Consider the following 23,996-nt stretch of genomic DNA (forward strand, 5'->3'; position numbering starts at 1 on the left):
CCGTCAGCCCCGGTCGCGCAGCGAACAGGAGTTCACGAGGTCGCCCCCGCCGGGGCGGCGCAGCGTGCGGTCCGCGGGTGGAGCGGCACCGCGCTCCACCCAGGCCGTCAGCGCGGACAGCGCCGCCCGGTAGCAGGGCAGAATCGGCCGCAGCCGGTCCGGATGGCGGTCGTACAGCCCGTCGACATGCGTGCCGTCCTCGACCGTGTAGAAGCGGTGCAGCCGCTCGCGGCCCCGCTCGGAGATCATCCGGTCGTAGACCCCGGAGTCCGCGGCGAGCGGCAGCAGCGCGTCCAGATCGCCGTGCAGAGTGATCATCGGCTTCCCGATGCGGCCGGTGAGGGCGATCCGCCCGACCGCCTTGCGCACCGACGCGGGGCGGCGCTCGTAGACGTAGGACGCGTCGGAGGCGCAGGGCGCCAGGATCTCCTCGGTGGTCCCGCCCGCCGACGGGCCCGGGCAGTGGGGGTCGTACGAGGGGTCGAGTTCCGCGCGGTAGGTCTTCTGCGTGACACCCCAGTACGCCTGCTGGTGGTACGGCCACAGAAAGCCGGATTCCGGCGCGAAACCGGCCCGTGCCATGTCGGTGGCGGACGCCTCATCGGTGCCGTACGCCACCGCGGTGGGCAGCGAGGTGAGCAGGTTCGGGCCCTCGGCGGTCCAGAGGGTGCCCTCCCAGTCCACTCCGCCGTCGTACAGCTCCGGGCGGTTCTCCAGCTGCCAGCGGGTCAGATAGCCGCCGTTGGAGATGCCCGTGATGTACGTGCGCAGGGGCCGCTGCCCGTAGCGGTCGGCGACCGCCGCGCGCGCGGCGCGGGTCAACTCGGTGGTGCGCCGGTTCCACTCCGCGATGGCGTCCCCCGGGCGCCCGCCGTCGGTGTGGAAGTCCGGCCCGCTGTTGCCCTTGTCGGTCGACGCGTACGCGTAGCCGCGGGCCAGCACGTGATCGGAGATCAGCGCGTCCGTCGCGTACTGCTTGCGGGTGCCCGGGGCGCCGGTGACGACGAGCCCGCCGTTCCAGTCGTCGGGCAGCCGGATCACGAACTGCGCGTCGTGGTGCCAGCCGTGTGTGGTGTTCAGCCGCGAATCGTCGGGGAAGTAGCCGTCGATCTGGATGCCCGGCACGCCGCTGGGGCGGCGGGTGCCGGCGGCGGCGAGACCGGTCTGGTCGGCGGTGTCGGTGTACCGGGTGCCGGCGAGTGCGGCCGTGGTCAGATCGGGCAGGCAGGCGGACTCCTGGTGCTCGGCGCGGGGTACGTCGATCCTGTCCTGCCGGGCGCAGTGGCCGCCGTGCGCGCCGGACGGCGTGTGCGCCGAGGCCCGGGCCGGGGCGCCGCCGCCGGCGACGGTCACCATCAGCAGGGCGGTGGCGAGGAGAGGTACGGCTCTGCGGCGCGGACGCATGGAGGGTCCTCCGGTTCGGGTCGCGGAACGGGGCGCGGCGCCACATCGTGCCGACGGCCGTGCCGCGACGGCCATGGGCGCGGCCCACACGGTGGGCCGGCACCGGGTGTGGGCGCCGGCCGGCGAGCACTACGGCTGTCCGCGGGGGCGCCGCGGGGACCGCGGGGTCTGGGGGCGTGCGGGGGTCAGGGGGGTCCCGCGAGGGCCGCGGCGGGCGGGATGCCGCACGGGCTTCCGGCGCGGCCGGCGGCCGGGAAGCGGTACGGACTTGGGTGGGGCGAGCGGCCGGGAGGTCACGCGGGCTCTGGGGCGCGCTGTGCGGACTTGGGGCACGCTGTGCGGGCGGGCTTGGGGCGCGCTGTGTGGGCTTGCGGCGAGCGGTGCGGCCGCGGACAACCGGCGGAACGCCGTCCGGAAAGCGGCGGCGCGGCTTCTGCTCCCCCTGCCGCTGCCCTGCCCCTTCCCCCTGCTCCTGCTCCCTGATCCCGCCTCCGGGCCCCGCTTCCCGGCCCCGCCTCCGGGCCCCGCTTCCCGGCCCCGCTTCCCGGCCCCGCTTCCCGGCCCCGCTTCCCGGCCCCGCCTCCCGGCTTCGCCTCCGGGCCTCGGACCCCGGCCTCTGCCGTCCCGCGTCAGGCCGGGCGGGCGGCCAGTTCGTCCAGCGCCTTGAGCAGCCCCGGAAGCCGGGATCCCCGGCCGACCGGCAGCACTTCGCCCGGCATGTTGTCGAGCAGCACGAACGCGATGTCGTCGGTGCGGGCCACCATGCTCCAGCCGGGGCCGTCCGCGCGCAGGATCCGGGCGCCGTCGGAAGCGAAGGAAGAACGGATGCGACCCAGCGGAGGAGGCGTCTTTACATAGGCGTGCGCCTCGCGCAGGACCTTGCGCACCCCCTCGTGCGACGGCTCGGCCGGTTCGGCGGCACCGCCCGGCCCGGAGGCGTCAGCGGACGTCTCCGGCTCCTCGAACTGCTCCCGCCACACCGCCCATTGCAGCGCGATCTCGTCGGCGCCCAGCCGCCGCTGCTCGGAACCCCACTGGGAGGAGTCCGGCGGCGCGAGCGGGGCCTGCAGGTCCTCCATGCCGGGTCCGGGGAGCGGGTCGTGCGGCGCCGGGACGCCCGGGGCGGCGACTGCGACGTGCAGCGGCCAGCCGGGGAGCGCGCAGACCACCGTCCGCTCGTCGGGTGACAGGTCGTACTCCATGCCGCAGTCCCACGCGGCGAGGGCGCAGGCGACGAGCGAGACGTCGTCGACGACCACGGTCCAGCGGGCACCCCGGCCGTCCTGGCCGAGCACCAGGCCGTAGCCCTGCGGATACGGTTCGAGCCCGAGGACCCCGCACGCCTCCGGATAGTCGTCGCCGAGCACGCTCGGGAAGCGAGCAGGCGTGAGCAGCACGGCCGTCAGTACGAACAGCGCGTCCTCGGTCTCCTCGACGTCCTCCGTCGTGGCCACGGCAGCCTCCCCAGCGGTCAGTGGTGGCCGAACCTTAACCAGTGGGTAACCCCGGAGTCGAGGGTTCCGAACGCTCGCGCCCGCGGTGGGGGAGGCCGCGCGGGAAGGCTCTGCCGCGCCCGTGCGGTCACGGCCCTGCCACGGCCCTGCCACGGCCCCGCCACGATTCGCAGCGGTCCGTGACCGTCCGCGACGGGCGTGCGATCTCGCCGTTCCCGGGCCGACGGGTCAGTCCGGGGGGAGGCCGAGCAGGGAACGGGCCACGGTCCGGGGCGACTCGCCGCGTTCCCGGGCCAGTTGGGCGACGGCCCGGCAGGCGAGTTCCGTCACACCGAAGGACAGGGCCTCCGGGGACACCCAGCCCGCGGCTTCCTCCTCCCGCTCGTCGTCGGCCTCGGCACCGGCCGCGACGTAGGCGGCTGCCGCCTCGAACAGATTGTGCGGGCGCGGGGCCGGAGACCCGTCGTTCCCGCCGGCCGGCCTCGGCGGAACCACCAGCTTGCGAAGTCTGCGCAGCATGACCGGTCACCCCTCACCGAGGTCGCGTGTCTCTCCTGGCCCGATTCCGTGTCCTTCCAGTGTGCGCCTGCGGGCGACGGTGTCACGGGCATGCGGAACGGGACGGTCGGCTGATTCCCCGGGGCCTGTTGCTGCCGCGGGCGCGTGCCGCCTGCTGCCGCGGGTGCGTGCCGTCGGCCGCGTGACGGAAAGTGCGGGTTGCCTCCGGGTACCGGGGTGGGACAGGGTGGCAGGCAGTTGACGTGAGCCGCTGGACCGGGAGGCAGGAGCATGGCGCTCAATCAAGGGCTCGACTGGCTGCTGGACGACCTGACCAAGCGCCTGACGTATGTCCGCCACGCGCTGGTGCTGTCCAACGACGGCCTGGTGACGGCGGCCAGTTCCGATCTGGGCCGGGAGGACGCGGAGCATCTGGCCGCGGTGTCCTCCGGCCTGCACAGCCTCGCCAAGGGCTCCGGCCACCACTTCGGGGCGGGGCGGGTGCGGCAGACCATGGTGGAATTCGACGACGGGGTGCTGTTCGTGACAGCCGCGGGCAACGGCAGTTGTCTGTGCGTTCTCGCGGGCGCCGACGCCGACATAGGCCAGGTCGCGTACGAGATGACGCTGCTGGTGAACCGGGTCGGCGAACACCTGGGCGTCGCGGCCCGGGACCGCGGGGGACCGGCCGAGGCCGGCTGAGTGAAGGCCGGCTGGGCGGAGACGGGCTGGGCGGAGACCGGTTGGCTGACCGGTGAGCGGTCGGCTGAACGGGAAGCCGCCGGTTGAACCGAGGGCGGTCGGCTGGCGGCAGAGCAGCCAACTGACTGCAGAGGGGCCGGCTGAGCGGTGACCGGTCGGTTGACCGGCCGCGGGCGCGCCGCGCCGCTCCTCTCCACACCTCCGTCACGGGCGGAAACGAGGTTTTCCACAGGCTCCGCGGGATGTCGCACTTCCGCGCTACGGTCGTCACCGAGAGTGATCGACCGAGCGGGGGAGGACTGTCATGGCAGTGGACACGGAGGCGGCGCGGGAGCGGACCGCGACGGAAGGTGAGCGGGACGCGGCCAGGGTCGGGCAGAGTGCGGCGACGGCCGAGCGGGCTGCGTGGGCTGCCGAGGGGGACGCGGCGATGGCCGAGCGGGCTGCATCGGCTGCCGAGCGGGACTCGGCGACGGCCGAGGGGGTTGCGTCGGTTGCCGAGCGGGACTCGGTGGTGCGGGGCGGCCACGGGGAGCTGCTGGGCTTCCGCAGGGCGGCCGAGCAGTTGCTGCTGAAACCGGGGGAGTTGGAGCTCGGGACGTGCCTCGGCGTGATCCGGTCCGTCGCCGACCCGGCGGGACGGCGCCGGGTGCCGCGTGCCGAGGTGGACCGGCTGCGGGCGGCCGAGGGCTTCCCCGACGTGCTGCGGGACCGGGTGCGGGCGGTGGGCACAGCCGAAGGTGCCGTGCTGATGGGCGTCGGAGCCGGCCGCTTCACCCGGCTCGCCCGGGTCGGCTGCTTCAGCCCGGTGGCCTTCCGCGTCAACCGCTATCGCGCCGTGGTCTGGCGCTATCCGGCGGCCGAGTTGCGACGGTTCGCCGAGCGGGAGCCGCAGTTGCTGACGGGGTGCACCCCGAAGGGGTTGCGGGCGATGCTCGACGCGGGAGAGGACTGGCGCCCGCGGAACTGGCGCAGCAGGCGCATCGGCCAGCTCGTCCGCGAGACGGAGGACGCCTGGCGGCGCGCGGCGGTGTCCGCGGCCGTGCTGGGCGCGGACCAGCTCGTGGACGTCGTCGACGACCCCTATGAGCGGGCCCATCTGCGGCGGCTGCAGCCCTCCCTGCTGCCGCTGCGCCCCGGGGGTTCGGCTTCGTGGCCGGTGGTGGAGCGGCTGCTGTTCGCCGACGACCCGGACGAGATCCTCTGGCACCGCATCAGCCTGCTGCTCTGCCTGGACGAGGCACGGGCGGTGCAGCCGGCGCCCCGGCCGGGGAGGCGGGAGCCCGGGAGCGAGTTGGCCGTGCGGGGTCCGGAGCCTGAGCCGGGGGCGTCCTGGCCGGGGCGGCAACGGGCCGTCTCCGGGCGGGGCCGGGAGCGGGTCGTGCCGGGGCCGGGGCGGGAGCGGGTCGTGTCCGGAGCCGGACGGCCGGGTTCGGAGCCCTGGCGCACGGGGCCGGGGAGGCAGACTCCCGTTCCGGTCGGGACTCCTCGCCGGCCGGAGCGGGCCCGTCCAGCCCCAGCACCGAGGAGCGGGCGGCGGGGGAGCCGAGTGACCCGCGGGGGCGCGGGCCTGGATGCACAGCGCCGGGACTCGAATCCACGGCGTCGGGAACCGGACCTATGGCGCCCGGACCCGGGCCCACGGCGCCCCGGCCCGGACTCGGACTCACGGCGCCGGGGCTCGAACCCACAGCGCCGGAACCCGGGCCCAGGGCGCCCGGACCCGCACCCACGGAGCCCGGACGCGGACCTATGGCGCCCGGAGCCGAATCCGCAGCACCCGGCCCCACATCCCCGGAGCCCGCGGTCGGACCGCCGGGCGGTGGTGTGACGGACCCGGCCGGAGTGACGGACCCGGCCGGAGCGGTGGCCTCCGGGCCGCCGCCCCGCTCCCGTCCGTCCGGCCCCGTCCCGGCCGGCCCCGTCCCGGGCGGGGGCGGGGAGCGGCGGGCCGGCGGATCCTGGCGGCGGCTGTTCCGGAATCCCCGGTGAGCCGGGCCCGTACCGGCGCGGAGCCGGCGTCCGGGCGGCGGACCGGCGCCGAGGACGGCCTACAGCTGGCCGACGTCCGTGACCCGGATGACGGCCCGGCCCTCCGCGTCGGAGGCCGCGAGATCGACCTCCGCGCTGATGCCCCAGTCGTGGTCGCCCCGCGGGTCGGCGAAGGTCTGCCGGACCTTCCACAGCCCGTGCTCCGTGTCCTCCTCGATGCTGAGCAGCTTCGGCCCCCGGGCGTCCGGCCCGGTGCCCAAATCCTCGTACTCGTCCCAGTAGGCGTCCATGGCCTCGCCCCACGCGTCCTCGTCCCAGCCGGACTCCTCGTCCAGCTCGCCCAGCTCGGCCACCTTGTCCAGCGCCGCCAGCTCGACCCGGCGGAACATCGCGTTGCGGACGAGCACCCGGAAGGCGCGGGCGTTGGCGGTGACGGGCTTGACCTGGTCGGCGCGCTCCTGTGCCTCCTCGGCCGTCTCCACCTCCGGGTTGGCCAGCTGCTCCCATTCGTCCAGGAGGCTGGAGTCGACCTGCCGGACCATCTCCCCGAGCCAGGCGATGAGGTCCTCGAAGTCCTCGGACTTGAGGTCGTCGGGGACGGTGTGCTCCAGCGCCTTGTAGGCGCTCGCCAGGTAGCGCAGGACGATGCCCTCGGTGCGGGCGAGTTCGTAGAAGGCGGTGAACTCGGTGAAGGTCATCGCCCGCTCGTACATGTCCCGGATGACCGACTTCGGGGAGAGCGGATGGTCCCCGACCCAGGGGTGGCTCTTGCGGTAGACGCCGTAGGCGTGGAAGAGGAGTTCCTCCAGCGGCTTGGGATGGGTGATGTCCTGGAGCCGTTCCATCCGCTCCTCGTACTCGATCCCGTCGGCCTTCATCTCCTGTACGGCCTCGCCGCGCGCCTTGTTCTGCTGGGCGGCGAGAATCTGCCGCGGGTCGTCCAGCGTCGACTCCACGACCGACACCATGTCCAGGGCGTAGGAGGGGGATTCCGGGTCCAGCAGGTCGAAAGCCGCGAGCGCGAAGGTGGACAGCGGCTGCTGAAGGGCGAAGTCCTGCTGGAGGTCCACGGTCAGCCGGACGATCCGGCCCTCGGCGTCGGGCTCGTCGAGCCGCTCGACCACGCCGCCGTCCAGCAGCGAGCGGTAGATGGCGATGGCGCGGCGGATGTGCCGCAGCTGGTTCTTGCGCGGCTCGTGGTTGTCCTCCAGCAGCCTGCGCATCGCGTCGAAGGCGTTGCCGGGGCGGGCGATCACCGACAGCAGCATGGTGTGGGTGACCCGGAACCGGGAGGTCAGTGGCTCCGGATCGGAGGCGATGAGCTTCTCGAAGGTGTTCTGGCCCCAGGAGACGAAGCCCTCGGGCGCCTTCTTGCGGACCACCTTGCGGCGCTTCTTGGGATCGTCACCGGCCTTGGCGAGCGCCTTCTCGTTCTCGACGACGTGCTCGGGGGCCTGGGCGACGACGAAGCCCGCCGTGTCGAAGCCGGCCCGGCCCGCACGCCCGGCGATCTGGTGGAACTCCCGTGCCCGCAGCGTCCGGACGCGCTGTCCGTCGTACTTCGTCAGCGCGGTGAACAGCACCGTGCGGATCGGCACGTTGACGCCGACCCCGAGGGTGTCCGTGCCGCAGATGACCTTGAGGAGTCCCGCCTGCGCCAGCCGCTCCACCAGGCGCCGGTACTTGGGCAGCATGCCCGCGTGGTGGACGCCGATCCCGTGCCGTACATAGCGCGAGAGGTTCCGGCCGAACTTCGTGGTGAAGCGGAAGTCGCCGATCAGCTTGGCGATCTCGTCCTTCTCGGCCCGGGTGCACATGTTGATGCTCATCAGCGCCTGGGCCCGCTCCACCGCCGCCGCCTGGGTGAAGTGGACGATGTAGACGGGTGCCTGGTGTGTCTCCAGCAGTTCGGTCAGCGTCTCCGTCAGGGGAGTCGTGCGGTATTCGTAGGACAGCGGCACCGGACGGGTCGCGGACCGCACGACCGCGGTCGGCCGGCCCGTGCGCCGGGTGAGGTCCTCCTCGAACCGCGACATGTCACCGAGCGTCGCCGACATCAGTACGAACTGCACCTGCGGCAGTTCCAGCAGCGGGATCTGCCAGGCCCAGCCGCGGTCGGGCTCGGCGTAGAAATGGAATTCGTCCATCACGACCTGGCCGATGTCCGCGTCCTTGCCGTCGCGCAGCGCGATGGAGGCCAGCACCTCGGCGGTGCAGCAGATCACCGGAGCGTCGGCGTTGACCGACGCGTCACCGGTGAGCATGCCGACGTTCTCCGTGCCGAACAGTTTGCACAGGTCGAAGAACTTCTCCGACACCAGAGCCTTGATCGGCGCGGTGTAGAAGGTGACCTCGTCCTTCGCCAGCGCGGTGAAGTGCGCTCCCGCCGCGACCAGGCTCTTGCCGGATCCCGTCGGGGTGGACAGGATGACGTTCGCCCCGGAGACCACTTCGATCAGTGCCTCCTCCTGAGCCGGATAGAGGGCGATGCCCTGCTCCTCGGCCCAGCTGGAGAACGCCTCGAAGAGAGCGTCGGGATCGGCGTCGTTCGGCAGATGATCGATGAGGGTCACGCCCTCCATACTGCCTGCCAACCGGCCGGATCGGGGAACCGGGCGACCGGGCGAAGATCATGTGGCGATACGCTGGCCGCCGACAGGTCATCAGTGGAAGCGCTGCGACCCGAGAGCCGAGCAGACAACAAGGGGGGCGGGCGACCGCATGATGGGACCGGCGCACTCACTGTCCGGAGCCGCCGCATGGCTGGGGGTGGGCGCCGCGGCGGCGGCCGCGGACCATCCGATGCCCTGGCCGGTGCTGGTCGTCGGGGCTCTGATCTGCTCGGGCGCCGCGCTCGCCCCGGACCTGGACCACAAGTCGGCGACGATCTCGCGCGCCTTCGGGCCGGTCTCACGGCTGCTGTGCGAGATCATCGACAAGCTCTCGTTCGCTGTCTACAAAGCGACGAAGAAACAGGGCGACCCGCGGCGCACCGGCGGTCACCGGACGCTCACGCACACCTGGCTGTGGGCCGTTCTCATCGGGACCGGCACCTCCGTGCTGGCGATGAGCGGCGGCCGCTGGGCGGTGCTGGGCATCCTGTTCGTCCACATGGTGCTGGCGGTCGAGGGCCTGCTGTGGCGGGCGGCGCGGGTCTCCAGCGACGTCCTGGTCTGGCTCCTCGGTGCCACCAGCGCCTGGATCCTGGCGGGCGTCCTGAACAAGCCGGGCAACGGCTCGGACTGGCTGTTCAGCGCCCCGGGCCAGGAGTACCTGTGGCTGGGGCTGCCCATCGTGCTCGGCGCGCTGGTCCACTGCGTGGGGGACGCACTCACCGTCTCCGGCTGCCCGATCCTGTGGCCCATCCCGGTCGGGCGCAAGCGCTGGTATCCGCTCGGCCCGCCGAAGCCCATGCGCTTCCGGGCGGGGAGCTGGGTCGAACTCAAGGTGCTGATGCCGGCCTTCATGCTGCTGGGCGGCCTGGGCTGCCTGGGTGCCCTCGGCCTCATCTGACGACCGCGGCCCGTCCCGCGGCGCCCCCGCACCTGTCCCGCGGCGCTCCCGCCCCCGCCCCCGCGCCGTCGTCACCGCACCCTTCCGCTTCACCCTCACGGGTCCCGGCCCAGCGGCCGCCGGGACCCGTTCTTTCTGTGCAGCCTCTGCACCGCCCGGCGGCCGCGGGCCCTTCTGCGCAGCCGGAAAGCTCCTCTGCGCGATCTGTTGACGCCATACCATCCGGTCGGTACGTTCGCCCGAACTCCGCCGGGGTGTGCGTTCCGTTTCGGCCCGGTTCGGAGCTCAACTGTCCGTACCGTCCGCGAAGGACCGCACCATGGACACCTCTGCCCCGGGCAACGACAGTCCGCCGCCGACCGGCGGGACCGCCTCCGGACCCGCCGCTCCGCCCACCACCGCATCCGATCCCGCCGCATCCGGTCCCGCCGTCTCCGATCCCGCGGAGATCTCGCGCCGCCGGCGCACCGCCGGAGCCGCGGCGCTGGCAGCCGCGGTCGAGTGGTACGACTACTTCATCTTCGGCATCGCCGCGGCCCTCGTCCTCGGCGACCGCTTCTTCCCCTCGGCCAGCCCCGTCGCCGGCGTCCTGGCGTCCTTCGCCACCTTCGCCGTCGGCTTTCTCGCGCGCCCGCTCGGCGGTGTCGTCGCCGGCCAGCTCGGTGACCGGCGCGGCCGCAAGCCCATGCTGGTCCTGGCGCTGACGGTGATGGGCCTGTCGACCACCGCCATCGGCCTGCTGCCGTCCTACGACACGATCGGCGTCCTGGCCCCCGTCCTGCTGGTGACCCTGCGCGTGCTGCAGGGCGTCGCCGTCGGGGCGCAGTGGGGCGGCGCCATGCTGATGGCGACCGAGTACGCCCCGCCCGGCAAGCGCGGGCTGTACGGCAGCCTGGTCCAGCTCGGCGTGCCGATCGGCGTCGTCACCGCCAACTCGGCGTTCCTGCTCACCGAGGCCGTCACGTCGGAGGGCTCCTTCGCCTCCTGGGGATGGCGGGTGCCGTTCCTGGTCGGGCTGCTCGTCCTCGTACTCGCCTGGTACATCCACACGCGCGTCGAGGAGACCCCCGAGTTCCGGGAGGCCGAACAGCGGCTCGCCCGGCAGGAGAGGGAACGCGGCAGCGAGCGCTCCCCGCTGCGCGAGGTCCTCGGCAGGCACCGCGGTACGGTGCTGCTCGCCGGCGGCTCGTTCGCCGTCAACACGGCCACCTTCTACATCCTCATCACCGGGGTGCTCGACTACACCACGCGTGAACTCGGCATGGAGCGCGGGGCGGTGCTCACCGTCTCCCTGCTGGTCAGCTGCTTCCAGTTGCTGATGATCCCGGCCGCCGCGGCCCTCTCGGACCGGATCGGACGCATCCGGGTCTACGAGTTCGGCGCCGCGGGGCTGCTGCTGTGGGCGGTGCCGATGTTCCTGCTGATCGACACCGGGTCGCTGGTGGGGCTTGCTGTCGGGACGTTCGTCGGCAGCTTCTTCCTGAGCGTCATGTACGGCCCGCAGGCGGCGCTGTTCTCCGAGCTGTTCACCGCGGAGATGCGCTACACCGGGGCCTCGCTCGGCTACCAGATCAGCGCGGTCCTCGGCGGCGGCCTGGCGCCGTTCGTCATGGTGCTGCTGCTGGAGTCCACCGGCACGTCGATGTCCGTCTCGGCCTACATCGCCGGGCTCGCCGTCGTGGCGCTCGCCTCCATCGCGGTGCTCAAACGCCGCGCCCGCTGATCAGCGGCCGCGCCCGCCCCGCCCCCGCCCGGACACGCCGGACGGGGGCGGGGCAGTGCGCGGGCGGGGATGTCGCCGGCGGGGCCTCGCGGACAGGGCAGCCGGGCGGTGTCACCCGTGCCAGGAGCGCCAGAGCGAGGCGTACGCGCCGTCCGCCGCGACCAGTTCGTCGTGGCTGCCGAGTTCGCTGATCCTGCCGTCCTCCACCACCGCGATCACATCGGCGTCGTGCGCGGTGTGCAGCCGGTGCGCGATCGCGACGATGGTCCGCCCCTCCAGCACCCGCGCCAGGGACCGTTCCAGGTGCCGTGCCGCGCGCGGGTCCAGCAGCGACGTCGCCTCGTCCAGCACCAGGGTGTGCGGATCGGCCAGCACCAGCCGGGCCAGCGCGATCTGCTGCGCCTGCGCCGGGGTGAGCGCCAGCCCGCCGGACCCGACCTCGGTGTCCAGCCCGTCGTCCAGCGCGCCCGCCCAGTCCGTGGCGTCCACCGCGCCGAGCGCCGCCCACAGCTCCGCGTCCTCGGCGCCGGTCCGGGCCAGCAGCAGGTTGTCGCGCAGCGAACCGACGAAGACGTGGTGCTCCTGGTTCACCAGGGCGACGTGCTCGCGGACCCGCTCAGCCGGCATCCGGGCCAGCTCCGCCCCGCCGAGCGACACCTCGCCCGTGCGGGGTGCGTAGATCCCGGCGAGCAGCCGGCCCAGGGTCGACTTGCCCGCGCCGGACGGGCCGACCAGCGCCACCCGGCTCCCCGGCCGCACGTCGAGCGACACCCCGTGCAGGACGTCGTTGCCCGCGCGGTAGCCGAAGCGGACGTCCGCCGCCCGCAGGTCCGTGCCGTCGGGCCGGACCCGGTCGTCCGCGTCCTCGTCGCCGATCTCCCGGACCCCGACCAGACGGGCCAGCGACACCTGGGCGACCTGGAGTTCGTCGTACCAGCGCAGGATCAGCCCGACCGGCTCGACCAGCATCTGGGCGAGCAGCGCCCCGGTCGTCAGGCCGCCCACCGTCATCCAGCCGTTCAGTACGCAGACCCCGCCGATCATCAGCGAGGCGCCGAGGATCGTGACGTGCGAGATGTTGATGACGGGAAACAGCACCGACCGCAGCCACAATGTGTACCTTTCCCACGCCGTCCATTCGCGGATCCGCTGGTCCGACAGCGCGATCCGGCGGCGGCCCAGCCGGTGCGCCTCGATGGTCCGTCCGGCGTCCACGCTCTCGGCGAGCGCCGCGGCCACGGCCGCGTAGCCGGCGGCCTCCGAACGGTACGCGGCGGGGGCCCGGCGGTAGTACCAGCGGCAGCCGACCAGCAGCAGCGGCAGCGCCACGAGGACGGCGAGCGCCAGCGGCGGTGCCGTCACCGTCATCCCGGCGAGCAGCAGCACCGCCCACACCACGCCCACGGCCAGCTGCGGGACCGCCTCGCGCATGGCGTTCGCCAGCCGGTCGACGTCGGTGGTGATCCGCGACAGGAGGTCCCCGGTCCCGGCCCGCTCCAGCACACCCGGCGGCAGCCCGACGGACCGTACGAGGAAGTCCTCGCGCAGGTCGGCCAGCATCTCCTCACCGAGGACGGCCCCGCGCAGCCGGACCAGCCGCGTGAACACCGTCTGCACGGCGAGCGCCAGCGCGAACAGCCCCACCGTCCACTCCAGCCGGATCTCCCGGGCGCCGTCCGCCAGGCTCTGCACCAGGCCGCCGAGGAGGTAGGGGCCGGTCATCGAGGCGATGACGGCGACCGCGTTCACGACGACGAGCAGGACGAACGCCCGGCGGTGCCGCAGCAGCAGCTCCCGTACATAAGCCCGGACCGTCGCGGACGACGCCACCGGCAGGGTCGTCACCGTCTCCGGTGCCGCCGGGTCGTACGCGGGGGGTGCCGTGCCGATCATGCCAACTCCTCGTACTCCGCGAGCGCGGCGCGTTCCGCGACCGGTGTCCGGGGCCGCGGCCCGCCGGACTCTTCCTGCTCCTGCTCGGTCTCCCGGGTGACGACGGCGCGGTAGCGGGGGTCCGTCCGCAGCAGCTCCCGGTGCGTGCCCGTCGCGGTGACCTTGCCTCCCGGTCCCTCCGACACGAACACCACGCGCTCGGCCCGGTCCAGCAGCAGCGGGCTGGAGGAGAACACCACGGTCGTGCGTCCCGCGCGGAGATCCCGCACCCCGTCGGCGATCCGTGCCTCCGTGTGCGAGTCGACGGCGCTCGTCGGTTCGTCCAGCACGAGCACCTCCGGATCGGCGACGAGCGAGCGCGCCAGCGCCAGCCGCTGCCGCTGGCCGCCGGAGAGCGACCGGCCGCGCTCCGTGATCCGGGCCCGCATCGGATCGTCCCCGGCGTCGGCCGATCCCTGCACGAGCGCGTCGAGCACATCACCGCACCGGGCCGCGGCCAGCGCCGCCGGTAGGGCCACCGTGCCCGATGCCGGAACGTCCAGCAGCTCGGCGAGCGTGCCCGAGAGCAGGACCGGGTCCTTGTCCTGGACCAGTACGGCGGCCCTGGCCTCGGCCAGCGGGACGGCGTCGAGCGGGGTGTCGCCGAGCAGTGCCGAGGGCTCGGCGGCCTCGCCGTCCGGCAGCGCGGCGTGCCCGCCGAGCCGGTCGGCCAGCCGGCCCGCCGCGTCCGGGTCGCCGCACACCACGGCGGTGAGGCTGCCGGCGGGAGCCAGCAGTCCGGTCGCCGGGTCGTACAGGTCGCCGGCCGGCCGGGGGGCCGTGGTCGACGCGGTCCCGGCGGACTCCGTGTCCCCGGCGGTCTCCGTGTCTCCGGCTGGCTCCGTGTCCCCGGCCGCCTCCGGCGAGCCGCGGCGCAGCGCCAGCACCCGGGCGGCGCGCTTGGCCGAGGGACGGGAGAAGGAGTACGCCATGGCGATCTCCTCGAAGTGCCGCAGTGGGAAGAGCAGGAACGTCACGGCCCCGTAGACCGTGACCAGCTCGCCCACCGAGATCCGTCCGCTGAAGGCGAGTTCGGCTCCGTACCAGACGACGCCGATCAGCAGCAGCCCCGGCAGCAGCACCTGCACGGCGCCGATCAGCGCCCACATCCGGGCGCTGTGCACGGCCGCCCGCCGCACCTCCTGCGAGGCCCGCCGGTATCGGCCCAGGAACAGCTCCTCACCGCCGATGCCGCGCAGCACGCGCAGCCCGGCCACGGTGTCCGAGGCCAGTTCGGTGGCGCGCCCGGCCTTCTCCCGCTGCTTGTCGGCGCGCCGGGTGGCGGGCGGCAGCAGCGGCAGCACGGCCAGCACCAGCAGCGGAACGCCGATCGCCACCACGGCGCCCAGCGCGGGCTGGTGGACGACCAGCGCGACACACACCGCGACGGTGGTGATCGCCGCGGCCGTGAAGCGCGACAGCGACTCCACGAACCAGCCGATCTTCTCGACGTCGCCCGTCGACACGGCCGCGACCTCGCCCGCCGCCACCCGCCGGGTCAGGGTGGCGCCCATCTCGGCGGTCTTGCGGGCGAGCAGCTGCTGGACGCGCGCCGCGGCGGTGATCCAGTTGGTGACCGCCGTGCGGTGCAGCATCGTGTCGCCCAGCGCGACCAGCGCGCCGAGCAGGGCGATGAGTCCGCCCGCGAGCGCGAGCCGCGCGCCGGAGCGGTCGATCACCGCTTCCACGGCGGTGCCCACCGCCAGCGGAAGCGCCGCGAGCCCCGCCATGTGCAGCGTGCCCCACCCCAGGGACTTGAGCTGGCCGCCGAGCTGACGACGGCCCAGCCACAGCAGGAACGCTCCGCCGGAGCGGGTGTCGGGATCTCCGGGGTCGGGATACGGAAGGTCGCGAATCTGCATGACGTCCCAGAGGTCGGTCTCGGGCGGGGAGCTGTGAAAGGTTCGCCTTTTCCGGCCGCCGGAATCAACCGGTTTTACGGCGGGGTGCGAGGATGGGTCCATGCGCATCATCCGGAGCCCGCGTACCGTCGCCGCCGCCGTGACCGGGCTCGTTCTGCTCTCCGGCTGCGGAGGATCCGGGGGCGCGGGAACCGCGGCGGACGGCGGGACCGGCCGCCCGGAGCACAGCGCGTCCCCGGAGGCGGACCCGACGCGGATCCCCGGCGTGGGGGACCGGCTCCAGCAGAGGATCCCGGGCGACTCCCGGCAGGTCGTCGCCGTGTACGGCCGCGGCCGTGATGCGGCCGACGCCAGGGTGGTGCTGTACACCAGGAAGGACGGTGCCTGGGACAGGACGCGCAGCTGGACGGGGCACAACGGCAAGCGGGGCTGGACCGCGGACCACCGCGAGGGCGACAAGCGCAGCCCCGTGGGCGTGTTCACGCTGTCCGACGCCGGCGGTGTGCTCCCCGACCCGGGCGCGAAACTGCCGTACACCCGCTCCGACGCCTTCGCCGCGCCCCGCACCTGGGACCGGTCGCACTGGCACGACTTCGACTACGTCATCGCCATCGACTACAACCGCGTCGAGGGCACCCCGCCGAACGATCCCAACCGGCCGCAGGGGCAGTCCAAGGGCGGTTACATCTGGCTGCACCTGGACCACGGCAGCGGCACGTCCGGCTGTGTGAGCCTGCCGAAGTCCGGCATGGAGTATCTGCTGCGGACCCTCGACCCGCGGCTGAACCCGGTCGTGGTCATGGGGGACAAGGCGCGGCTCGCGGCCTGAGGCCCGCGCGGGAGCCCCCGCATCCGCTTGCAGCAAGAGTATGGAAAATCTTGCGGAACGGGTTGACGTGTACACCTTCACAGAGGCAGGCTCCTGACCACCCCCACAGCGGCCCGGCGCGTGGCTGCTCTCCACGGGCACGGCTGTGCCCGCACCGGAAGGAGCCGCAATGATCTCCCGCGCTGCCCGCGCGACGCTGGCCGGCCTGCTGGCGGCCTCCGGCCTCGTCGCCCTCGCCCCCTGGAACTCCCAGGCCACCCCACCGGGCGAGAAGACCGTCACCGCGACCCTCTTCGAGTGGAAGTACGACGCGGTGGCCCGCGCCTGCACCGACAGCCTCGGCCCGGCGGGCTACGGCTACGTCGAGGTCTCCCCGGCGACCGAGCACATTCAGGGCAAACAGTGGTGGACCTCCTACCAGCCCGTCAGCTACCAGATCGCGGGCCGCCTCGGCGACCGCGACGCGTTCGCCGCCATGGTCGGCGCCTGCCACGAGGCGGGCGTCAAGGTGGTCGCCGACGCCGTCATCAACCACATGTCGGCCGGTTCCGGCACCGGCACGGGCGGCAGCACGTACGCCAAGTACGACTACCCCGGGCTGTACCAGGACCAGGACTTCCACACCTGCCGCGAGGACATCGCCGACTACGGCAGCCGCGACAACGTGCAGAACTGCGAACTCGTCGGCCTCTCCGACCTCGACACCGGCAGCGACCACGTCCGCACCACCATCGCGGCCCACCTGGACGACCTGCGCTCGCTAGGTGTCGACGGGTTCCGCATCGACGCGGCCAAGCACATGTCCGCCGACGACATCGCCGCGATCAAGGCGAAGACGGCCGATCCCGGCTTCTGGGTCTCGGAGGTGATCCACGGCGGCGGCGAGGCCGTGCAGCCGGAGGAGTACACGGAGATCGGGGACGTCGACGAGTTCCGCTACGGCGGGCACCTCAAGAGCGCCTTCCAGGGCGGAGACCTCACCGGGCTGCGGAACATCGCCGACGGGAAACTCCCCGGCGACAAGGCCCGTACCTTCGTCGACAACTGGGACACCGAGCGCAACGGCTCCACGCTGACCTACAAGGACGGCGCGACCCACACCCTGGCCAACGTCTTCATGCTCGCCTCGCCCTACGGCTCGCCCAACGTCTTCTCCGGCTATGAGTGGAGCGACAAGGATGCGGGCCCGCCGGCCGGCGGCGCGGCGGACTGCGGCAGCGGCGGCTGGACCTGCGTGCACGAGCAGCAGGCGGTCACCGGCATGGTCGGTTTCCACAACGCCACCGCCGGCACCGAGCTGACCGACTGGTGGGACAACGGGGGCAGCGCCATCGCCTTCGGCCGCGGCGACCGCGGCTTCGTCGCCCTCAACAACGGGGACGGCGAGATCCAGGAGACCTTCGCCACCTCACTGCCGGCCGGAACCTACTGCAACGTCGCCCGGGCGGCGCCGGACGCCTGCGACGGCAACACGGTGGACGTCGGTGACGACGGCACCGTGACCGCGACCGTGCCGGGCAAGGGAGCCCTCGCGCTGCACGCCGACGCGAAGGCCTGAGGCGCGGCGCGTGCCGCCGCCGGTGCCACGCGCCCGGCGGCGGCGTTCGCACGAGCCGGAGCTGGAGCCGAGCCGGAGCCGAGCCGGAGCCGAGCCGGAGCCGGGGCTGGAGCCGGCCTCGGTGCCGGCTCGGGCGGCGTGCGCGCTGAACCGGGGTCACGTACCCGTAAGCCGTGTCCCGCGCATCCGCGCCGCGTCCCGGTGTCCGGCGCGGCCGCCGTGCCGGGCGGCCCCGCCCGTCACCGCGGCCGCGTCGCCCGTTCCAGCTCCAGCAGCACCGACCGGTAACCGCGCCCGGTGGCGTGGTCCATGCCGATTTCGCACATCCGGTTGGCCGACAGATGCGCGTCGAACTCCCGCGCCCCGACCTCCGCCGCCTCCCGCGCCGTCGCCGACTCCGTCAGCTCCCTGTGCAGCATCCCGCGGTCGCCCGCGAAGGCACAGCACCCGGCGTCCTCCGGGACCACGACCTCCTCCGCGCACGCCTCCGCCACCGTCCGCAGCTGCTCCTCGTCGCCCAGGTGCCGCATCGAGCAGGTGGGATGCAGCACCGCCGAGCCGACCGTGCGTTCCACCGACAGCCCAGGCAGCAGCTCCTCCGCGGCCCACACGACCGAGTCGAGGACCGTCAGCTCCGCGTGCAGGCGCTGGTTCTCCTCCGTCAGATACGGCACGACCTCCCGCGCGATGCCCAGCGTGCAGGACGAGGCGTCCACGACCAGCGGCAGCGCGCCGCCCTCCGTCCAGCCCCAGGCCGCCTCGACCATCCGGTTGGCCATCACCGTGTTGCCCCGGTCGTAGCCCTTGGAGTGCCAGATCGTCGAGCAGCAGGTGCCCGCCACGTCCCCGGGAATCCACACCGGCCGGCCCGCGCGCGCGGAGACGGCGACCACGGCCTCCGGCAGCGACGGCCCCTCGTGCCCGTCCGGCCCGCCGAAGATGCGGTTCACACAGGCCGGGAAGTAGACCGCCGCGGCGCCTCGGCGGTCCGTCACCGGAAGCTTGCGGGCAGCCGCGCCGGGCACGGCAGGCAGCCACTCCGGCACCAGCTCGCCGCTGACCGCCCGCCGCGCGGCGGCTGTGAGTGCGGCGGGCACCCGGTCACCGGTGCGGTCCGCGGCGGCCACCGCCAGCCGGGCGGCGCGTTCGACCAGGGCGAACCGCTCCGCGAGCAGCGACGCGGCCCGCTCCTCGCGCGGCGAGTGCCGACGGTGGCGGAAGTCCTTCATCATGGCGCCGGTGTCGATCCCGACCGGACAGGCCAGCTTGCAAGTCGAGTCGCCCGCACAGGTGTCCACCGCGTCATAGCCGTAGGAGTCGAGCAGGCTGTCGGTGACCGGGGACTCCGGCGCCTGCCGCATCATCTCCCGGCGCAGCACGATGCGCTGGCGGGGCGTCGTCGTCAGATCGCCGCTGGGGCAGGTGGGTTCGCAGAATCCGCACTCGATGCAGGGGTCGGCGACCGCCTCGATCCGGGGAATCGTCTTGAGCCCCCGCAGATGCGCCTCCGGGTCGCGGTCGAGGACGACGCGCGGGGCGAGCACCCCGGCGGGGTCGATCACCTGCTTGGTGCGCCACATCAGCTCGGTGGCCCGCGGGCCCCACTCCAGCTCCAGGAACGGCGCGATGTTCCGGCCGGTGGCGTGCTCCGCCTTGAGCGAGCCGTCGAAACGCTCCACCGTCAGCCGGCAGAAGGCGTCCATGAAGGAGGCGTAGCGCTCGACGTCGGCCGGTTTCGCGGCGTCGAAGGCGAGCAGGAAGTGCAGGTTCCCGTGCGCGGCGTGGCCCGCGACGGCCGCGTCGAAACCGTGCTCGGCCTGGAGCGTCAGCAGTGCCTCGCAGGCCTCGGCGAGCCGGGCCGGAGGCACCGCGAAGTCCTCGGTGATCAGAGTGGTCCCGGGCGGCCGGGCGCCGCCGACCGCGGTCACGAACGCCTTGCGGGCCTTCCAGTAGCCCGCGATCGTCCCCGGGTCCCGGGTGAAGGCGTTGTCCGCCGAGGCGACCGGCGCCACCAGGTCCAGCCGCTCCAGCACCCGCGCGGCCGCGTCCTCGTACGCCTCCTGGGCGGCCTCGTCGGGCGCGCGGAACTCCACCAGCAGCGCCGCGGTCTCCTTCGGCAGGTCCGCCCAGTCGGCGGGCACGCCCTGCACGCTGACGGAGGCCCGCAGGGTGTTGCCGTCCATCAGCTCGACGGCGAGCGCGCCCGCCTCGTTGAACAGCGGCACGGCGGCCGCGGCGGCGGACAGGGACGGGAAGAAGAGGAGCGCGGAGGAGGTCCGCCGGTGCAGCGGCAGCGTGTCGAAGACGATCTCGGAGATGAAACCGAAGGTCCCCTCGGAACCGACCATCAGGCCGCGCAGGATCTCCACGGGAGTCGTCCCGTCGAGGAAGGCGTCGAGGCGGTAGCCGTTGGTGTTCTTGAGCTGGTACTTCGCGCGGATACGGGCGGTCAGCTCCCGGTCCGCCTCGATCTCCGCCCTGAGCGCGAGCAGCCCCGCGCAGAGTTCGGGCTCGGCCGCGGCCAGCCGGGCGTCGGCCTCCGGGTCGGCGGTGTCGACCACGGTCCCGCTCGGCAGGACGAACGTCAGCGAGGCGACCGTACGGTACGAGTTGCGGGTGGTGCCCGCCGTCATGCCGGACGCGTTGTTGGCGACGACCCCGCCGACGGTGCAGGCGATGGCGCTGGCCGGGTCCGGCCCGAGCACCCGGCCGTACCGGGCCAGACCCGCGTTGGCGCGGACCACGGTGGTGCCGGGCGCGATCCGGGCGCGCTCGCCCCGGCCGAGGACCTCGATGCCCGACCAGTGGCGGCGGACGTCCACGAGGATGTCCTCGCCCTGCGCCTGGCCGTTGAGGGAGGTCCCGGCGGCCCGGAAGACGATCTGCCGGCCGTGCCGGAGCGCGTAGGAGAGGACCAGCGAGACATCGGTGACGTCCTCGGCCAGCACCACGGCCCGCGGCACGAAGCGGTAGGGGCTGGCGTCGGAGGCGTACCGCACCAGGTCGGAGATCTTCCACAGCACCTTCCCGGCCCCGAGCAGCGCCTCCAGACCCCGGCGCAGCTCGTCGTCGGTGCCCGCCGCCCGCTCGCCGGGCACCCGGTCCGGGGCGGGGACGGCGTCCGCGGCGTGCGGCCGGAGAGTTCCGGACTTGGGCTCCAGCAAGGGCATGCGGACGCTCTCCTCGGTGGTACGGCGCTGGCCCCGCGCAGTATGCCACCGCGCGAAGCGGGCGGAACCCGGGCGGGGCGGCACTGTCGGAGGAGGCGGATAGGCTTTCCGGGTGCCGGCACCGGCACGATCCCGCAGACCCCCGGAGGCCCGCCGGCCCGATCGCGAAGGAGCCCATGCCTCACCCCGAAACGGTCCCCGACGGGACACCGCCGCAGGCCGACCCGGAGCGTCCCGCGCAGCTGCGGCGCATCCTGCGGCTCTTCCGCCCCTACCGCGGCCGCCTCGCCCTGGTCGGGCTGCTCGTCGCCGCGTCCTCGCTGGTCTCCGTCGCCTCGCCCTTCCTGCTGCGCGAGGTCCTGGACACCGCGATCCCGCAGGGCCGGACCGGGCTGCTGAGCCTGCTCGCGCTGGGCATGGTCGCCACCGCCGTCGTCAGCAGCGTCTTCGGGGTCCTGCAGACCCTGATCTCGACGACCGTCGGCCAGCGCGTCATGCACGATCTGCGCACCGCGGTCTACGACCGGCTCCAGCACATGCCGCTCGCCTTCTTCACCCACACCCGCACCGGCGAGGTCCAGTCCAGGATCGCCAGCGACATCGGCGGCATGCAGGCCACCGTGACCTCCACCGCCACCTCGCTGGTCTCCAACCTCACCAGTGTCGTCGCCACGGTCGTCGCGATGCTCGCCCTCGACTGGCGGCTGACCGTCGTCTCGCTCCTGCTGCTGCCGGTGTTCGTGTGGATCAGCCGCCGGGTGGGCCGGGAGCGGAAGAGGATCGCCTCGCAGCGGCAGAAGCAGATGGCGTCGATGGCCGCGATCGTCACCGAGTCGCTGTCGGTCAGCGGCATCCTGCTCGGCCGCACGATGGGCCGCTCGGACTCCCTCGTGCGGAGTTTCTCCGCGGAGTCCGAGCGGCTCGTGGACCTGGAGGTCCGCTCGAACATGGCGGGGCGCTGGCGGATGGCCGTCATCGGCATCGTCATGGCGGCGATGCCCGCGCTGCTCTACTGGGCCGCGGGCATCGCGCTGAGCGTCGGCGGCCCGCGGATGTCGATCGGCACGCTCGTCGCCTTCGTCACCCTCCAGCAGGGGCTGTTCCGGCCCACGGTCAGCCTGCTGTCCACGGGCGTGCAGATGCAGACCTCGCTCGCCCTGTTCCAGCGGATCTTCGAGTATCTCGACCTGCGCGTCGACATCACCGACCCCGAGCATCCGGTCACTCCGGAGGAGATCCGCGGCGAGGTGCGCTTCGAGGACGTCACCTTCCGGTACGACGCCGAGGGCCCCGGGGGGACGCGGGGGGACGGGGAGGACGGCGGACAGCGCGCCGAGAAGCAGCGGGATGACGCGCAGCGCGGCGGGGGACACGCCGGCGGGCACGTCGGGGAGCAGCCCGGGGCCCCGACGCTCTCCGGGATCGACCTCACCGTTCCGGCCGGAGGCAGCCTCGCCGTGGTCGGCCCGACGGGCTCGGGGAAGAGCACCCTGAGCTATCTGGTGCCCCGGCTCTACGACGTGACCGGCGGCCGGGTGCTGCTCGACGGGGTGGACGTGCGCGACCTCGGGCTGGACACCCTCGCACGGGCCGTCGGCGTCGTCGCGCAGGAGACGTATCTGCTGCACGCCTCGGTCGCGGACAACCTCCGCTTCGCCAAGCCCTCGGCCACGGACGAGGAGCTGTACGAGGCCGCGCGGGCCGCCCAGATCCACGACCACATAGCCGGCCTCCCGGACGGTTACGACACGCTCGTCGGCGAGCGCGGCTACCGCTTCTCCGGCGGTGAGAAGCAGCGCCTGGCCATCGCCCGGACCATCCTGCGGGACCCGCCGGTGCTCGTCCTGGACGAGGCGACCAGCGCCCTCGACACCCGCACCGAGCAGGCCGTGCAGCAGGCGATCGACGCGCTGTCGGCCGGGCGCACGACCATCACCATCGCGCACCGGCTCTCCACCGTCCGGGACGCGGACCAGATCGTGTTCCTGGACGGCGGCCGGATCGTCGAGCGCGGCACCCACGCGGAGCTGCTGGCGCGGGACGGCCGGTACGCCGCGCTGGTGCGGCGGGACTCGGGGACCGGGGACGGGGCGGGAGCCGCCGGCCCGGTGGTCACCGCGGGCACGGAGGCTCCCGTCAGCGGGGACACGGCCCCGGAAGCCGCGGCGGTGACGGCGCCCTGACCGCAGCCCGCCGGCCCGTCGCGCCGCCGAGGGCCCTCGGGCCGGGCCGCGGACGGTCCTCGGCGGAGCCTCAGGCGGCGGGTGCCGCCGAGCGCTCCAGCAGCCTGCGGATCTCCCGCACCGCCGCGCGCCCGTAGCGGTTCGCACCGATGGTGCTCGCCGACGGGCCGTACCCGACGAGGTGCACGCGGGGGTCCCGGACGACACGGCTGCCCTCCAGGCGGATGCCGCCGCCGGGCTCGCGCAGCCGCAGCGGCGCCAGATGGCCGAGCGCGGCGCGGAAACCGGTGGCCCACAGGATGGTGTCCGCGCCGGCGGTGCGGCCGTCCGCCCAGACGACACCCTCCGGTGTGATCCGTTCGAACATCGGCCGGCGGTCGAGCACGCCGCGGGCCCGGGCCTCCCGCATCGCCTCGTTCATGGGCAGGCCCGTGACCGACACCACGCTGCGCGGCGGCAGCCCGTGCCGCACCCGCTCGTCCACCATGGCCACGGCCTCGCGGCCGCGCCGCTCGTCGAACGGTCCCTCGTGGAACACCGGCGGCCGCCTGGTCACCCACAGCGTGTCCGCGGCCACGTCGGCGATCTCCAGCAGATGCTGCACGGCGGACGTGCCGCCGCCCACCACGATCACCCGCTCGCCGGCGAAGTCCCCGGGCCCCCGGTAGTCCGCCGTGTGCGGCTGGCGGCCGAGGAAGGTTTCCTGTCCCGGGTAGCGCGGCCGGAACGGCCGGTCCCAGGTCCCGGTGGCGTTGATCAGCGCACGGGCCGACCAGTCGCCCTCCGAGGTCTCCACCAGCAGCCTCCCGCCCGTGCCCTCGCGGACGGCGGACACCTCCACCGGCCGGTGCACCCGGAGGCCGAACTCGCGCTCGTAGGCGCCGAAATAGGCGCCGACGACCTCGGCCGAGGGCCGGTCGCCGGGCGCGCCGGCCAGCGGCATGCCCGGCAGGTCGTGCATCCCGTGCACCTTGTCGAAGGTCAGGGACGGCCAGCGGAACTGCCAGGCGCCCCCGGGGCCCGGCGCGTGGTCCAGGACGACGAAGCCGCGGTCCGGTTCCCAGCCGGCGCGCCGCAGGTGGTAGGCGCCGGACAGGCCCGCCTGCCCCGCTCCCACGACCGCCACGTCCACGTACCGCGTTCCGGAAATGCTCACGTCCCCGCCAACGCGACGGA

15 protein-coding genes are annotated in these 23,996 nt (G+C 73.7%); 7 read left to right on the top strand and 8 right to left on the bottom strand.

What is annotated here, in order from left to right; translation table 11 throughout:
• Positions 1 to 3: 3 nt before the first annotated feature.
• The 3 genes from GCU69_RS06555 to GCU69_RS06565 all read right to left on the bottom strand — a co-directional run bounded on the left by GCU69_RS06555 (position 4) and on the right by GCU69_RS06565 (position 3,377).
• Positions 4 to 1,404: a tannase/feruloyl esterase family alpha/beta hydrolase gene (locus GCU69_RS06555; protein WP_156205377.1), complete on the bottom strand. Its 1,401-nt coding sequence runs from the start codon at positions 1,402 to 1,404 to the stop codon at positions 4 to 6.
• Between the two features lie 629 nt (positions 1,405 to 2,033).
• On the bottom strand, positions 2,034 to 2,858 hold the full coding sequence (locus GCU69_RS06560) for a hypothetical protein (protein ID WP_156205378.1): 825 nt from the start codon (positions 2,856 to 2,858) through the stop codon (positions 2,034 to 2,036).
• A 228-nt stretch (positions 2,859 to 3,086) separates the two neighbouring features.
• Positions 3,087 to 3,377: a hypothetical protein gene (locus GCU69_RS06565; RefSeq protein WP_156205379.1), complete on the bottom strand. Its 291-nt coding sequence runs from the start codon at positions 3,375 to 3,377 to the stop codon at positions 3,087 to 3,089.
• A gap of 270 nt (positions 3,378 to 3,647) precedes the next feature.
• On the opposite strand from GCU69_RS06565, the gene GCU69_RS06570 reads away from it, so the two are divergent.
• Both GCU69_RS06570 and GCU69_RS34310 read left to right on the top strand, forming a co-directional pair.
• Positions 3,648 to 4,058 carry a roadblock/LC7 domain-containing protein gene (locus GCU69_RS06570; RefSeq protein ID WP_098750516.1) on the top strand — a complete coding sequence of 137 codons (411 nt, stop codon included), beginning with the start codon at positions 3,648 to 3,650 and terminating at the stop codon, positions 4,056 to 4,058.
• A 304-nt stretch (positions 4,059 to 4,362) separates the two neighbouring features.
• Positions 4,363 to 5,889 carry a DUF6397 family protein gene (locus GCU69_RS34310; RefSeq protein WP_156205380.1) on the top strand — a complete coding sequence of 509 codons (1,527 nt, stop codon included), beginning with the start codon at positions 4,363 to 4,365 and terminating at the stop codon, positions 5,887 to 5,889.
• A gap of 220 nt (positions 5,890 to 6,109) precedes the next feature.
• Here the strand turns inward: GCU69_RS34310 and GCU69_RS06580 are convergent, their stop codons facing one another.
• The gene (locus GCU69_RS06580) at positions 6,110 to 8,623 is read right to left on the bottom strand and encodes a DEAD/DEAH box helicase (RefSeq protein WP_098750519.1); all 2,514 of its coding nucleotides are present in this window, start codon (positions 8,621 to 8,623) and stop codon (positions 6,110 to 6,112) included.
• Positions 8,624 to 8,771: 148 nt separating this feature from the next.
• On the opposite strand from GCU69_RS06580, the gene GCU69_RS06585 reads away from it, so the two are divergent.
• Together GCU69_RS06585 and GCU69_RS06590 are read left to right on the top strand one after the other, a co-directional pair.
• On the top strand, positions 8,772 to 9,563 hold the full coding sequence (locus GCU69_RS06585) for a metal-dependent hydrolase (RefSeq protein ID WP_098750514.1): 792 nt from the start codon (positions 8,772 to 8,774) through the stop codon (positions 9,561 to 9,563).
• Positions 9,564 to 9,882: 319 nt separating this feature from the next.
• The gene (locus tag GCU69_RS06590; RefSeq protein WP_156205381.1) at positions 9,883 to 11,286 is read left to right on the top strand and encodes an MFS transporter; all 1,404 of its coding nucleotides are present in this window, start codon (positions 9,883 to 9,885) and stop codon (positions 11,284 to 11,286) included.
• Between the two features lie 111 nt (positions 11,287 to 11,397).
• Here GCU69_RS06590 and GCU69_RS06595 read toward each other — a convergent pair whose 3' ends face one another.
• Complete coding sequence (locus GCU69_RS06595) at positions 11,398 to 13,179, bottom strand: ABC transporter ATP-binding protein (protein ID WP_156205382.1); 1,782 nt, start codon at positions 13,177 to 13,179, stop codon at positions 11,398 to 11,400.
• Positions 13,176 to 15,080, bottom strand: a complete 1,905-nt coding sequence (locus GCU69_RS06600) for an ABC transporter transmembrane domain-containing protein (protein WP_156205383.1) — start codon at positions 15,078 to 15,080, stop codon at positions 13,176 to 13,178. Before GCU69_RS06600 ends, GCU69_RS06595 begins: the two co-directional genes overlap by 4 nt.
• Before the next feature lie 100 nt (positions 15,081 to 15,180).
• Here GCU69_RS06600 and GCU69_RS06605 point away from each other — a divergent pair, with 100 nt between their 5' ends.
• Both GCU69_RS06605 and GCU69_RS06610 read left to right on the top strand, forming a co-directional pair.
• On the top strand, positions 15,181 to 15,909 hold the full coding sequence (locus tag GCU69_RS06605) for a L,D-transpeptidase family protein (RefSeq protein WP_098750476.1): 729 nt from the start codon (positions 15,181 to 15,183) through the stop codon (positions 15,907 to 15,909).
• Positions 15,910 to 16,078: 169 nt separating this feature from the next.
• On the top strand, positions 16,079 to 17,467 hold the full coding sequence (locus GCU69_RS06610) for an alpha-amylase (RefSeq protein WP_156205384.1): 1,389 nt from the start codon (positions 16,079 to 16,081) through the stop codon (positions 17,465 to 17,467).
• A 239-nt stretch (positions 17,468 to 17,706) separates the two neighbouring features.
• Here the strand turns inward: GCU69_RS06610 and GCU69_RS06615 are convergent, their stop codons facing one another.
• Positions 17,707 to 20,637: an FAD-binding and (Fe-S)-binding domain-containing protein gene (locus GCU69_RS06615; RefSeq protein ID WP_156205385.1), complete on the bottom strand. Its 2,931-nt coding sequence runs from the start codon at positions 20,635 to 20,637 to the stop codon at positions 17,707 to 17,709.
• A 176-nt stretch (positions 20,638 to 20,813) separates the two neighbouring features.
• On the opposite strand from GCU69_RS06615, the gene GCU69_RS06620 reads away from it, so the two are divergent.
• A complete protein-coding gene (locus tag GCU69_RS06620) occupies positions 20,814 to 22,820 on the top strand; it encodes an ABC transporter ATP-binding protein (protein ID WP_098750473.1) in 2,007 nt (668 codons plus the stop codon).
• Positions 22,821 to 22,890: 70 nt separating this feature from the next.
• Here GCU69_RS06620 and GCU69_RS06625 read toward each other — a convergent pair whose 3' ends face one another.
• The gene (locus GCU69_RS06625; protein ID WP_098750472.1) at positions 22,891 to 23,976 is read right to left on the bottom strand and encodes an NAD(P)-binding domain-containing protein; all 1,086 of its coding nucleotides are present in this window, start codon (positions 23,974 to 23,976) and stop codon (positions 22,891 to 22,893) included.
• Between the last annotated feature and the right edge of the window lie 20 nt (positions 23,977 to 23,996).

Source organism: Streptomyces lycii (assembly GCF_009735685.1).
GTDB lineage: Bacteria > Actinomycetota > Actinomycetes > Streptomycetales > Streptomycetaceae > Streptomyces > Streptomyces lycii.